The organism is Croceibacterium soli, assembly GCF_009828065.1.
Classification (GTDB): domain Bacteria; phylum Pseudomonadota; class Alphaproteobacteria; order Sphingomonadales; family Sphingomonadaceae; genus Croceibacterium_B; species Croceibacterium_B soli.
Genome location: NZ_WTYK01000002.1, coordinates 148,755 through 161,999, shown reverse-complemented (window position 1 = coordinate 161,999; position 13,245 = coordinate 148,755). Strand labels below are relative to the sequence as shown.

At 66.7% G+C, this 13,245-nt stretch carries 13 protein-coding genes; 6 read left to right on the top strand and 7 right to left on the bottom strand.

The window, feature by feature from the left end:
• The first annotated feature begins 60 nt into the window (after positions 1-60).
• Genes GRI75_RS03915 through tgt form a run of 4 tightly spaced genes read left to right on the top strand, consistent with a single transcriptional unit; the run spans position 61 to position 3,868 of the window.
• Complete coding sequence (locus GRI75_RS03915) at positions 61-1,005, top strand: ABC transporter ATP-binding protein (protein WP_160745658.1); 945 nt, start codon at positions 61-63, stop codon at positions 1,003-1,005.
• A complete protein-coding gene (locus GRI75_RS03910; protein ID WP_160745657.1) occupies positions 1,002-1,769 on the top strand; it encodes an ABC transporter permease in 768 nt (255 codons plus the stop codon). The genes GRI75_RS03915 and GRI75_RS03910 overlap by 4 nt, the downstream gene beginning before the upstream one ends.
• Positions 1,770-1,787: 18 nt before the next feature.
• Positions 1,788-2,738, top strand: coding sequence for a DUF481 domain-containing protein (locus tag GRI75_RS03905; protein ID WP_160745656.1), 951 nt, complete (start codon positions 1,788-1,790; stop codon positions 2,736-2,738).
• A 5-nt stretch (positions 2,739-2,743) separates the two neighbouring features.
• Positions 2,744-3,868 carry a tRNA guanosine(34) transglycosylase Tgt gene (gene tgt, locus GRI75_RS03900; RefSeq protein ID WP_160745655.1) on the top strand — a complete coding sequence of 375 codons (1,125 nt, stop codon included), beginning with the start codon at positions 2,744-2,746 and terminating at the stop codon, positions 3,866-3,868.
• A 522-nt stretch (positions 3,869-4,390) separates the two neighbouring features.
• On the opposite strand, the gene GRI75_RS14415 is transcribed toward tgt, so the two are convergent.
• The 7 genes from GRI75_RS14415 to rpiB all read right to left on the bottom strand — a co-directional run bounded on the left by GRI75_RS14415 (position 4,391) and on the right by rpiB (position 8,664).
• On the bottom strand, positions 4,391-4,561 hold the full coding sequence (locus GRI75_RS14415) for a hypothetical protein (RefSeq protein WP_202389582.1): 171 nt from the start codon (positions 4,559-4,561) through the stop codon (positions 4,391-4,393).
• A 114-nt stretch (positions 4,562-4,675) separates the two neighbouring features.
• A complete protein-coding gene (rpsD, locus tag GRI75_RS03895; RefSeq protein ID WP_160745654.1) occupies positions 4,676-5,290 on the bottom strand; it encodes a 30S ribosomal protein S4 in 615 nt (204 codons plus the stop codon).
• 188 nt (positions 5,291-5,478) lie between these two features.
• Positions 5,479-6,198: an RNA methyltransferase gene (locus GRI75_RS03890; RefSeq protein ID WP_160745653.1), complete on the bottom strand. Its 720-nt coding sequence runs from the start codon at positions 6,196-6,198 to the stop codon at positions 5,479-5,481.
• On the bottom strand, positions 6,191-6,670 hold the full coding sequence (gene nrdR, locus GRI75_RS03885; protein WP_160745652.1) for a transcriptional regulator NrdR: 480 nt from the start codon (positions 6,668-6,670) through the stop codon (positions 6,191-6,193). Before nrdR ends, GRI75_RS03890 begins: the two co-directional genes overlap by 8 nt.
• Before the next feature lie 3 nt (positions 6,671-6,673).
• The gene (locus tag GRI75_RS03880; protein ID WP_160745651.1) at positions 6,674-6,889 is read right to left on the bottom strand and encodes a hypothetical protein; all 216 of its coding nucleotides are present in this window, start codon (positions 6,887-6,889) and stop codon (positions 6,674-6,676) included.
• 4 nt (positions 6,890-6,893) lie between these two features.
• Positions 6,894-8,216 (bottom strand): serine hydroxymethyltransferase, encoded by a 1,323-nt coding sequence (gene glyA, locus GRI75_RS03875; protein WP_160745650.1) that lies wholly within the window; start codon positions 8,214-8,216, stop codon positions 6,894-6,896.
• Between the two features lie 4 nt (positions 8,217-8,220).
• Positions 8,221-8,664, bottom strand: coding sequence for a ribose 5-phosphate isomerase B (gene rpiB / locus GRI75_RS03870; protein ID WP_160745649.1), 444 nt, complete (start codon positions 8,662-8,664; stop codon positions 8,221-8,223).
• Positions 8,665-9,810: 1,146 nt separating this feature from the next.
• Here rpiB and GRI75_RS03865 point away from each other — a divergent pair.
• A complete protein-coding gene (locus tag GRI75_RS03865; RefSeq protein ID WP_160745648.1) occupies positions 9,811-11,997 on the top strand; it encodes a spermidine synthase in 2,187 nt (728 codons plus the stop codon).
• 105 nt (positions 11,998-12,102) lie between these two features.
• On the top strand, positions 12,103-13,185 hold the full coding sequence (locus tag GRI75_RS03860) for a sensor histidine kinase (RefSeq protein ID WP_160745647.1): 1,083 nt from the start codon (positions 12,103-12,105) through the stop codon (positions 13,183-13,185).
• Positions 13,186-13,245: the final 60 nt, after the last annotated feature.

Below are 13,245 nucleotides of genomic sequence, written 5' to 3'. Positions count from 1 at the left end.
GACACTCCGGGCCCCAATGGCGCCCTTGCAAATCCCCGCTCCCGCGCCAATCTCCCGCCCGTGGACGGGCCGATTCTTCAAATTCGCGACCTCACCAAGACCTACAAAGGTGGGATGCAGGCGCTCGCCGGGGTCAATCTCGACATACGCCGCGGCGAGATCTTCGCTCTGCTCGGCCCCAATGGCGCGGGTAAGACCACGCTGATCGGCGCCGTCTGCGGCCTGCTGCGGCCGACCGGCGGCACGATCGAGGCGTTCGGGCAGGATGTGCAGCGCCACTGGCGATCCGTCCGCCGGCGCATCGGCCTGGTCCCGCAGGAACTGAGCTTCGACATGTTCGCCCGGGTCGATCACTCGGTGACCTACTCGCGCGGGATGTTCGGCTGCGCGCCCGATCCGGCGCGGATCGAGCAGGTGCTCCGCTCGCTCAGCCTATGGGACAAGCGCAAGGCCAAGATCCGGGAGCTATCCGGCGGCATGAAGCGCCGCGTGATGATCGCCAAGGCGCTAAGCCACGATCCCGAACTGCTGTTCCTGGACGAACCGACCGCCGGCGTGGACGTGGAACTCCGCCGCGACATGTGGCGCCAGATCGATGCCCTGCGCGAGAACGGCACGACGATCATCCTCACCACCCACTATATCGAGGAGGCCCAGGAAATGGCCGACCGAGTGGGCGTGATCAACAAAGGCAAGCTGCTGCTGGTGGACGACAAGGCCACGATCATGGCCAAGCTCGGCAGCACCGAGGCGCGCATCGAGCTGGCCCAGCCGCTCGCCGACCTGCCGCCGGCGCTGACGCCGTACCAGGTCTCGCTCGAGCGCGGCGGCCGCACCCTGGTCTATCGTGGCGGCGACGGTTCGGGGAAAGGCAAGCGCGAGGCGGCCGCGGTCATCAAGGCGCTGGTCGACCACGGCATCGCCTTCGAAGCCATCGAGACGCGCGAATCCAGCCTGGAGGACATCTTCGTCGACCTGGTCGAGCGCGGCGAGGTGACGGCATGAACCTGCGCGGCGCTCTCGCGATCCTCACCAACGAGCTGGCGCGCTTCTTCCGCACCGCGTTCGGCTCGATCCTGTCGCCGGTGCTGACGACGTCGCTGTACCTCGTGGTCTTCGGCGCGGCCATCGGCAGCCGGATGGACCCGGCACAGTTCGGCGGCTCCTCCTACGGCGCGTTCATCATCCCCGGCCTCATCATGCTGACATTGCTCAGCGAAAGCACTTCGAACGCAAGCTTCGGCATCTACATGCCGCGCTTCACCGGGGCGATCTACGAGCTGCTGAGCGCGCCCGTCGGCGTGGCCGAGACGCTGATCGGCTTCGTCGGTGCGGCGGCGGCGAAGTCGCTGATCATCGCGGCGATCATCCTCGGGACGGCGACGCTGTTCGTCGATTACGAGATTGCGCACCCGTTCTACGCCGTCGGCTACATCGTCCTGGTGGCGGCGGCATTCTCCCTGTTCGGGTTCATCCTGGGCATCTGGGCCGACGGGTTCGAGAAGCTGCAGATCGTGCCGATGCTGATCCTGATGCCGCTGACGTTCCTGGGCGGCACGTTCTATTCGATCGACATGCTCGCGGAACCGTGGCGCACGGTGGCGCAGTTCAATCCGATCTTCTACCTGATCAACGGCCTTCGCTGGACTTTCACCGGCACATCCGACGTGCCCATCGCGCTGGCCTTCGGGCTGACTCTTGCGTTCGTCGGACTGTGTGTTGCGGTCGTCGCCTTCATTTTCAGGACCGGGTGGCGCCTGCGGGATTGAGGGGTTAGCACACGACGCATGAGGATCCGTGCTCTTTGCCCGTTCGGCCTCGCGTTGGCGGCTTGCGCGCAACCGGCCGCGGCCGAACTGCCGCAGCCGGTGCGGGCGATGATCGACGCCGCGATCGCGACCGGCGATGCCGCCAAAGTGCGCACCGTGGTCGACCTGGCGAAGCAGACCAATCCCGGCGACGTGGGCGAGATCGACGCGTTACACGGCACCTTCCTGGCGAAGCAGCGCGAGCTCGCCGCCGCCGAGAAGGCGCGCAAGGAAGAGGAGATCCGCACCGCCGGCCTGTTCGAGAACTGGAGCGGCAGCGGCCAGATCGGCGCTTTCCAGTCATCGGGCAACAGCGACGATGCCGGGGTCTCGCTCGCTCTCAACCTCAACCGGCAGGGCATAGACTGGCAGCACAAGGTGCGCTCCAGCATCGATTACCAGCGCAGCAACGGGCGGACCTCGCGCGAGCAGTACCTTTTCGCTTACGAGCCGCGGGTCCGGATCAGCCCGGACCTGTTCGCCTATTCGCTCGCGCAGTACGAGCGCAGCAGGCAGCAAGGCTTCCTCGCGCGCTATTCGGTCTCGGGCGGGGTGGGTTACGACGTTATCGACACTCCGTCGCTGGACTTGTCGGTCAAGGCCGGGCCGGCTTTTCGCCGCACGGAGCTGGTGGGCGGCGCGAGCGAGGACCGCTTGGGCGGACTGGCCGGCCTGGACTTCGACTGGCGGATCACCGACCGCCTGACCCTGACCCAGGACAGCAACATGATCGCCGAGACCGGCGGCAGCGCCACGGTGATCGTGGATTCCTCCCGCACGACGCTCAACGCGATCACCGGGCTCGAAGCGAAGATGACCGACAGGCTTACGACACGCTTGTCATACGCCGTCGATTACGACAGCAACCGCCCGGCGCTGGCGGCCGCGACCGACACGCTCACCCGCTTCACGCTCGTTTACGGATTCTAAGACCGATGACCCGCTTTTCCTTCGCCGTCGAGGCGACCGACGGCCGTGCGCGCACCGGGCGCATCGAGATGCGCCGCGGGGAAATCCGCACGCCGGCGTTCATGCCGGTTGGCACCGCGGCCACCGTCAAGGCGATGAAGCCGGAAGCCGTGCGCGCGACCGGGGCCGACATCATCCTCGGCAACACCTATCACCTGATGCTCCGCCCCGGCGCGGAGCGCGTGGCGAAGCTTGGCGGGCTGCACCGGTTCATGAACTGGCAGCGCCCGATCCTGACCGACAGCGGCGGCTACCAGGTGATGAGCCTTGCCGAGCTCCGCAAGCTGACCGAGAACGGCGTCGAGTTCCGCAGCCATATCGACGGTTCGAAGCACATGCTCAGCCCGGAACGGTCGATGGAGATCCAGCGGCTGCTCGGCTCCGACATCGTCATGGCCTTCGACGAATGCCCGCGTGCGGACCGTCCGCTGGACGAGATCGCCCGGTCGATGGAGCTGTCGATGCGCTGGGCCCGGCGCAGCCGCGACGCCTTCGACGCCGGCGGCGAGCACGCGGAAGGCGCGGCGCTGTTCGGCATCCAGCAGGGCGCTCTCGACCGGGACCTACGCCAACAGAGCGCCGAGGCGCTGCGCGAGATCGGCTTCGACGGCTATGCCATCGGCGGCCTGGCTGTCGGGGAAGGGCAGGAGGCGATGTTCGCCACGCTCGACTTCGCACCCGGCCAGTTGCCCGACGATGCCCCGCGATACCTGATGGGTGTCGGCAAGCCGGACGACCTCGTCGGCGCTGTCGAGCGCGGGGTCGACATGTTCGACTGCGTGCTGCCGACCCGTTCCGGGCGCAATGGGCAGGCCTTCACCTGGAACGGCCCGCTCAACTTGCGCAACGCCCGCCATGCCGAGGACCCGGCCCCGCTCGACGAGCGCTGCCCTTGTCCCGCTTGCGCCAGCTACTCCCGGGCCTATCTCCACCACCTGCAGAAGGCGGGCGAGATGCTCGGCGCGATGCTCGTCACCGAGCACAACCTGACGTTCTACCAACAACTGATGCAGACTATGCGCGACGCGATTGGGCAGGGCAGGTTCGCCGCGTTCGCGGCCGACTTCCGCCGCGGCTATTTGTCCGGGTAATGTGAACATCAAGATCCTCCCCCTCTGGGGGAGGGGAACCGCCGAAGGCGGTGGAGGGGGATGGCCTGGACGAACCGTCGAGCTAGGCCACGCCCCCACCGTCAGCGCTTCGCGCTGCCACCTCCCCCAGAGGGGGAGGAGTTCATACGCTCAGCCTCGCGGAGACGCGGAGTGTTCGTTTCTTCGTCTGCCATCCTGCGCAGCGCCAACCCGCTCCTCCTGAGCCTGTGGAAGGACGATCGGCGCGCCAGTCGTGGTTCAACAGGCTCAGGGCGAGCGGACTTGGGTGAGAACTCGATGCGGAAGCGCCGCCCACCACACTTCGTCACCCTGAACTCGTTTCAGGGCCCATCTCTCCGCCTGCACCGCCGGATCCGCTGAAGCATGGATGCTGAAACAAGTTCAGCACGACGGCGATGGAAGGGGCAGGCGTGGGGGCGACGGCCGAGCCCGGGCTCCTTTGTGGCGCACTCCCGGATCCGTTCGTCCTGAGCCTGTCGAAGGACGATCGGGCGAAACGTCTCAGTCGGGAAAGTTCGCAACCTCGATGCGGGTGTCGCGGTAGGCTACGAAACGGCCGGTCATGCGGTCGAGGAAGCCCGCGCCGATGGCGTTGGCGAAGCGTTGGGCCTGCTTGAGATCGGGGTACCATTTGCCGGCGCGATGGGGGGTGATGAAGCGGTATTTGGTCATTGCGCCTGGTTAATGCGCATTCTGCCCGGCGGTTCCCAAGGCGCTGAAAAGCCCGAATGAATCAAAAAGGGCGGCCCCGTGAGACCGCCCTTTCGTGTTCGGTATGGAAGCCGGTTAGCGCGAGTAAAACTCGACCACCAGGTTCGGTTCCATCGTCACCGGATAGGGGACTTCGTCGAGCTTCGGGATGCGGGTGAGGGTCACCTTGTCGGTGCCGTCCGGCGTCACGTAGTCGGGGATGTCACGTTCCGGCAGGCTCTGCGCTTCGGCAACGAGAGCCATTTCCTTGGCCTTGTCGCCCAGGCTGATCACGTCGCCCAGCTTCACGCGGCGGCTGGCGATGTTGCACTTCACGCCGTTGACGCGAATGTGGCCGTGGCTGACCAGCTGGCGCGCGGACCACACGGTCGGCGCGAACTTGGCGCGGTAGACCACCATGTCCAGGCGCTGCTCGAGCAGGCCGATCAGGTTCTGACCGGTGTCGCCCTTCATGCGGCTGGCTTCCTGGTAGGTCGCCTTGAACTGCTTCTCAGTGACGTCGCCGTAGTAGCCCTTGAGCTTCTGCTTGGCGCGCAGCTGCACGCCGTAGTCGCTCATCTTGCCCTTGCGACGCTGGCCGTGCTGGCCCGGGCCGTAGGAGCGGCGGTTTACGGGAGAATTCGGCCGGCCCCAGATGTTCTCGCCCATCCGGCGGTCGAGTTTGTACTTGGCGCTTTTGCGCTTCGACATGAGTCGTGTCCTTCAATCTGCTGTCGCTATCCCGTTGATAGCGCTTCAACCCGGTCTCGCACCGATGGACCCAAGATCCATCGCGGCCGCCGCTTCACCGGGGTGCGGAGCCAATCGCGAGGGGCGCCCATGGCCGGGCGCAGGGCGAAAGTCAAGCTTCGTGCCGGGCCTCGGGCACGGGCACAGCTCTAAGGTTCGCGTCTGGTCTTCCCGAACGCCGAAAGCACGCCGCGCAAGGTGCGCACTTCGAGGTGATTCCAGCGCGGCTTCGTCAGCACTCCGCGCAAGGTGCGGCGCGTCGCCTCGGCCCGCGCTTCGGGCAGGAAGTAGCCTTTCGGCTCCAGCAGGCGCTCGAAATGGGCGATCAGCCCTTCGAGCTCCTCCTGCGGGGCAGGGGGCAGTTCCTCTTCCAGCGTCGGCTGGACCAGGTCGCAATGCTTCGACCACTCATAGGCGGCGAGGATGACTGCCTGCGCCAGGTTGAGCGAGCCGAACTCCGGATTGATCGGCACGGTCACGATCGCGCGGGCGAGCGCGACGTCCTCGGTCTCCAGCCCAGACCGCTCCGGCCCGAACAGGATGGCGCTGCGGCCCTGCTGCGTGGCGATGTCCTTCGCCGCCTGCTCCGGGGTGAGCACCGGCTTGGTGACCCCGCGCTTCCGCACCGTCGTGGCATAGACGTGCGCGCAATCGGCCACCGCTTCGGCCGTGGTCTCGAACACCTGCGCGTTTGCCAGCACGCGATCCGCCCCGCTCGCCGCCGGCCCGGCATCGGGGTTGGGCCAGCCGTCACGTGGGGAAACCAGGCGCATCTCGGTCAGCCCGAAATTGAGCATAGCCCGCGCCGCTTTGCCGATGTTCTCGCCGAGCTGCGGGCGGACGAGGACGATGATCGGGGCCTCAGTCATCGCGTGCCGCATCCCGCCCGCCGGCTTCCTGGATCGCGCTGGCGAATTCCTCGAAGTCCTTGGCTTCGCTGAAGTCGCGGTAAACGCTGGCGAAGCGGATGTAGGCGACGCTGTCGATCTGGCGCAGGCCGTCCATCACCATCTCGCCGATGCGGGCCGAGGGGATCTCGGCATCGCCCATGGTTTCGACCTGGCGCTGGATTCCGGAGACGAGCTGGTCGATCCGCTCCTGCTCCACGCCGCGCTTGCGGCAGGCGAGGGCGACCGATTGTTCGATCTTGGTGCGGTCGAAGCTTTCGCGCTTGCCGCCGGACTTCACCACGGTGATCTCGCGCAGTTGCACGCGCTCGAACGTCGTGAAACGGGCGCCGCAGCTTTCGCACTGACGGCGGCGGCGGATCGCGGTGTTGTCCTCGGTAGGGCGCGAGTCCTTTACCTGGCTGTCGTCATGAGCGCAGAACGGGCAACGCATTCGTCAGCGGCGGATACGTTTGTAGAGCATGTACCCGGCGCCGGCGACCAGCCCGAGCGGCCAGCTGACGATCGGCAGGACCGCGCCCGCCACGGCGCCCACGGCCGCGCCGGTCAGCACGGGCTTGGTCGAAGGGTGGCGCATGCCTTCCTTGGCCATGCCTTTGACCTCTTCGCGAAGGCCTTCGACGAGGTCGGGCTTGTCGTTCGGCTCGGTCATCGTGTCATCTCCCGGGATAGACTGGGAAGGCGGCGCACAGCTCGCCAACCCGGCGGCGGACGCTTTCTTCGACCTGAGCATCGCCCTCGTCACCGTTCCTGGCAAGCCCGTCGACGACTTCGGCGATGAGGCCGCCGATCTTGCGGAACTCGGCCGGTCCGAAGCCGCGCGTCGTGCCCGCCGGCGTGCCGAGGCGAACGCCGGAAGTGATGAAGGGGCTGCGCGGGTCGAACGGAATGCCGTTCTTGTTGCAGGTGAGATAGGCCCGGTCGAGGCCCTTCTCGGCGGCCTTGCCGGTGACGTCCTTGGGGGTGAGGTCGACCAGCATCAGGTGGTTGTCGGTCCCGCCGGAGACGATCGTCAGCCCGGCCTCCGCGAGGCTGGCGGCGAGCGCCTTGGCGTTCTCCACTACGCTGGCGGCATAGGCCTTGAACTCGGGCCGCAGCGCCTCACCGAAGGCGACCGCCTTGGCGGCGATGACATGGACCAGCGGGCCGCCCTGCATGCCGGGGAACACCGCCATGTTGAGCGGCTTGGACAGCGCCTCGTCATCCCACAGGATCACGCCCGAGCGCGGCCCGCGCAGGCTCTTGTGCGTGGTCGTGGTGACGACATGGGCGTGCGGGAAGGGCGAGGGGTGCGCGCCGCCGGCGACGAGGCCGGAGAAGTGCGACATATCGACCAGCAGGTAGGCCCCGACCTCGTCGGCGATCTCGCGGAAGGCGGCGAAGTCCCACTGGCGCGGATAGGCGGTGGCGCCGGCGATGATCAGCTTGGGCTTGTGCTCGTGGGCGAGGCGGCGGACCGCCTCCATGTCGAGCCGCTGGTCGTCCTTGCGCACGCCGTACGCCACGGCGTTGAACCACTTGCCGCTCATGTTCACGGGCGAACCGTGGGTCAGGTGCCCGCCGGAGGAGAGGTCGAGGCCCATGAAGGTGTCGCCCGGCTGCAGCAGGGCCAGGAATACGGCCTGGTTCATCTGGCTGCCGGAGTTGGGCTGGACGTTGGCGAACTGGCAGCCGAACAACTGCTTGGCCCGCTCGATCGCCAGGGTCTCGACCACGTCGGCATATTCGCAGCCGCCGTAGTAACGTCGGCCTGGATAGCCTTCGGCATACTTGTTGGTGAAGACCGATCCGGTCGCCTCGAGCACGGCAGTGCTGGCGATGTTCTCGCTGGCGATCAGCTCGATCCGGTCGCGCTGGCGGCCGAGTTCATTACGGATGGCAGCGAAGATCTCGGGATCGGCTTCGGACAGGCTGTCGTGCCAGAAGCGGTTGAGGACCTCCGCGCTGGCGGCGGAGGTCGGTGCGTTGGCGGTGCTCATGCGTTCAGGCGTCCTGCGGAATCTTGGAAAGCTTGTCGACGCGGCGCTGGTGGCGCTCGCCGCCGAAGGGAGTGTCGATGAAGGCCTTGAGGCAGGCCTTGGCCATTTCCGGACCGATCAGGCGCGCGCCCATGGCGATCACGTTGGCGTCGTTGTGCTCTCGGGCGAGGGCGGCCGAGACCGGCTCCGACACCAGCGCGCAGCGCGCGGCCGGGTTGCGGTTCACCGCGATCGAAATGCCGATCCCGCTGCCGCACAGCGCCACGCCGCGCTCGGCGCCGCCGGAGGCGACCGCCTCGGCCAGCTTGTACCCGTAATCGGGGTAATCGACGCTCTCGACACCGTACGGTCCGAGATCGTCGACCTCGTGCCCTTGTTCGGAGAGCCACTGCGCGAGCGCCGCCTTGAGGTCGAGCGCTGCGTGGTCGGAAGCGATGGCGATCTTCATGGGCCGCACATAGTGATTCCGGCCGTGCGAAGCCACCGCAATTGGGCTTTGTCCACCGCGAGGTCAGCTTTTGCTGCCGTGCCACACGCCGCCTGAGACAGGAAAGCCCCGGCGTCTGTTGAGGACGTCGGGGCTCCTGCCGGTTTCTTCGATTTCTCGAAAGAAACCGCATCCAAATGATTTTTACATCGCTTGGTAAGATAGGAAACGGCGAGTGCTCGGAACGGTTCCCGGAGCGGGAGAAAATTCCACACTAGGCGAGCAAACTCCACCCGTTCATCCTGAGCCTATCCAAGGACGGCAAGCTTGCATTCGCGTGGTTCGACAAGCTCACCACGAACGGACGAGGGGCGGGGGGCATGGATGCAGGATCGGCCCGTGGTTGTCCTTTACCCTCACCCCTCCGTCACCCTGAACTTGTCTCAGGGCCCATTCCTCCGCCTGCACCGCCGCGGCAGACGAGGCATGGATGCTGAAACAAGTTCAGCATGACGGGGAGGGGCGAGTGGGCGATCCCGGTCGAGGCCGGGCCGTTTCCAATTTGGCACAGCTCTCGACCCGTTCGTCCTGAGCTTGTCGAAGGACGACCACTGGCGCTCACGCGGTTCGATAGGCTCACCACGAACGGACGAGGAGCGGGTGGCATGGATGCAGGATCGGCCCGTGGTTGTCCTTTACCCTCACCCCTCCGTCACCCTGAACTTGTTTCAGGGCCCATTCCTCCGCCTGCATCGCCGCGGCAGACGAGGCATGGATGCTGAAACAAGTTCAGCATGACGGGGAAGGGGGCGAGTCAGCGATCCGGTCGAGGCCGGGCCGTTGCCAACATTGCACAGCCCTCAACCCGTTCGTCCTGAGCCTGTCGAAGGACCCTCGCACGCGCCAGCCGTGGTTCGACAAGCTCACCACGAACGGACGAGGGGCGGGGGGGCATAGATGCAGGAGCGGCCCGAGGTTGTCCTTTACTCTCACCCCCTCCGTCACCCTGAACTTGTTTCAGGGCCCATTCCTCCGCCTGCACTGCCGCGGCAGACGAAGCATGGATGCTGAAACAAGTTCAGCATGACGGGGGAGAGGCGCGGGCGACCACCAGCCGTGCATTTCCGGGCTTGCCATCGCTGGGCCGCGCGCCGCAAGGCGGTGCCCATGCAGGGAGATTCCACCAGAGGCGCCGCCGGGCGCGGCCTGTTCACGATTGTGATCCTGGGCGGCAGTTTCCTGCTGTTCCTGGTACAGCCGATGGTGGCGCGGTTCGCCTTGCCGCAGCTGGGCGGGGCGCCCGGCGTGTGGAACAGCGCGATGCTGGTGTTCCAGGTCCTGCTGCTGGGCGGCTATGCTTATGCCCATGCGCTTTCGCGGCTTCCGCTACGGCGACAGGCGGCGATCCATCTGAGCCTGCTGTCGTTGGCGGCCCTGACCCTGCCGGCGAGCCTGGCCGACATTCCACCGCCGCGGGCGGGCTGGGAAGTACTCTGGGCGCCCGCGCTGTTCCTGGCGACGATCGGGCCGGTGTTCTTCCTGCTTTCGGCCCAGGCATCGCTGATGCAGCGCTGGTATGCGGCGGCCCCGGCAGCGAAGAACCCCTACCGGCTCTATGCCGCCTCCAACATCGGCAGCTTCGCTGGCTTGCTGGCCTATCCGTTCTGGCTCGAACCGGAGATGGCGCTGGGCGAGCAGAGCAGGGCCTGGACCATCGGCTATCTGGTGCTCATCGCCATGACCGCGCTGGCTGCGGCATCGCGCTGGAATGTGCCCAGTTCCGGCGCGGCGCCTGCAGCGTCCGAGGCCGCCGCCGAACCGATCGGCAAACCTCGCTTGTTGCTCTGGCTGGCGCTCTCCGCCGTTCCTTCCGGCCTGATGCTGTCCACCACCACGCTGCTGACCACTGACCTAATGGCCATGCCGCTGCTGTGGGTGATACCGCTCGGCTTCTATCTGCTGAGCTTCTCGGTCGCTTTTTCCGAACGCGGCGACTGGTCCGACATCCTTAGCCGATGGGCGCCCTTTACGCTGCTGCTGGTGGGCGGACTGGCGATGATCTCGGGTGGGCAGGGCAACCCGATCCTGGCCATGGGAATGGTTGCGCTGCTGTTCGTGCTGGCGGTGGTGCTTCACAGTAGGCTCTATGCTCTGCGCCCCCATCCGCGGCATCTGACCTTCTTCTACCTGATGGTGGCCGCGGGCGGCGCGCTGGGCGGGATCTTCACCGCGCTTATCGCACCGGTCGTGTTCGACTGGGTCTACGAGCACGCCATCCTACTCTTCGCGGCGGCCCTGCTGATCCCGCAATCCCCGCTCCTGCCGTTCTTGGGTCGGTTCTGGCGCAGCGGGCGGCTTAGCCGGGCAGCCGCACTGCTGGCGGTAATCGTGGCGGCGATCGCCGCGTGGCGGCTTTCGATCGCGGTCGAACAGGGCACCGGATCGGAGATGCTGTGGCCGATCGGCGTCCTGATCGTGCTCGGCATGCTGGTGATCGGCAAGCGCTGGGCCTTCGCCGCGATCTTCGCGCTGCTCATGCTGGGCTACGGCGGGCTGTCGACGCTGGAGATGAGCGCCGCCGGCGCCCGCTCCCGCAGCTACTTCGGCGTCTACAGCGTGGAAGAGAAGGAAGGCATGCGCCGTTTGACCCACGGCACGACCATGCACGGCCAGCAATGGCTCGCGCCGGGCCGCAGCAAGGATCCGACCGCATATTACGGTCCAAGGTCCGGCGCCGGGATCGCGCTCGCCGGCGCGGATACCGGCACGCAGGTCGGGATCGTCGGGCTCGGCGTGGGCACGCTGGCCTGTTACCGGAAGCCGGGGCAGGGCTGGACGTTCTTCGAGATCGATCCGGCGGTCGTTCGATACTCGCGGGACCGGACTTTCACCTTCCTGGCCGACTGCGCCCCCAATGCGCGGATCGTTATCGGCGATGCCCGCCTGAAGCTGGCGGAGGAGCCGGCGGGCGAATTCGACCTTCTGGTGATCGACGCCTTCACCTCCGACGCCATTCCGATGCATCTTCTGACCAGGGAAGCCTTCGCGACCTACCGCCGCGCGCTAAGCGGGGACGGGCTGCTTCTCGTCCACGTGTCCAACCGCTTCATCGACTTGGCGCCGATGATCTCCGCGCTGGCGCGGGCTGGCGGCTGGCATGCTCGCATCCGGCGCGACCCGGTTGACCTGGCCGCAGGCCTGGCGGCGTCCGACTGGATCGTCCTGGGGCGCAGCGAGGAGCGAATCGAGGCGCTCGAAGCCGCCAGTCCGCACCCGTGGGAGGACATGCCGCCGCCCTCGCGCCGTGCGTGGACCGACGACAATGCATCGGTGGTCCCGCTGCTGCGCTTCTAGTCCGGCGCGGAACGGCCCAGAACCGGCAAAGCGCGACACGTCGCTGCGGATCGCGTATGGCCGTCCCGACGCAGCAAGTTGCCGCTTCCTCGAAAGGGCGACCACATGCTGACTTCTCCCGAGAACGTACACGACGCCCAGGTCCTCGCGCAGGCGATCGTGAACACGATCCCGGACCCGTTCCTCGTGCTAGACGACAGGTTCCGGGTCCTGGCGGCCAGCCGCTCGTTCTATGAGACCTTCAAGGTCGATCCGGAGCAGACGCGGGGCTGCCTTCTCTACGGCCTCGGCGACGGACAGTGGGACATCCCGGCGCTGCGCGTCCTGCTGGAGACGATCATCCCCGAGAAGACCTCCATGGACGGCTTCGAGGTCGAGCATGACTTTCCCGGGATCGGCCGCAAGACGATGCTGCTGAATGCCCGCAAGGTGCTCTACGAGGACAGCCCGAGTGCGACCATCCTGCTCGCCTTCAGCGACATCACCGCGCGCCGGGCGATCGAGCTCGACAAGGCTAACCTGCTGGAGCGGACCGAGGAGCTGCTCCGGCAGAAGCAGGTGCTGCTGCAGGAAATGGAGCACCGGGTCGCCAACAGCCTTTCGATCATCGCCGCCATCCTTCTGCTGAAGGCGAAAGCCGTCACTTCCGAGGAAACCCGCCAGCACCTGCGCGAGGCGCACCAGCGCGTCATGTCGGTGGCCGAAGTGCAGCTCCACCTCCATGCATCGAGCGGGATCGAGCGGATCGACGTCGGGACTTACCTGAGCAAGCTGTGCGCCGCGCTGGCGGCATCGATGATCGGCGAACAGCAGCCGATCGCCGTGAAGGTGCTGAGCGACGAGGGAACGGTGGACTCGGCCAACGCGGTGAGCCTCGGGCTGATCGTCACCGAACTGGTCATCAACGCGATCAAATATGCCTTCCCGGCAGAGAAGCCCGACGCGAACATCCTGGTGACTTACGAAGTCGCCGGGGCCGACTGGAAGCTGACAGTGTCGGACAACGGCGTCGGCAAATCCGCCGCAGAGCCGGTCCAGCAAGCACCGGGCGGTCTGGGGACCACGATCGTCAACGCCCTGGCCAAGCAGCTCGACGCGAATGTGGAAACGGAAGGCGGGGAAGCCGGAGGCCTGAAGGTGTCGCTCACCCACGCCTCCTTCACATCGCACATGCCGCAGGCGGTCTGAGGGGGCCGCCGAGCGCAGGAACCCGTCAGGACCGCGCCGCGCGTGCGGCGCCGATCCTGA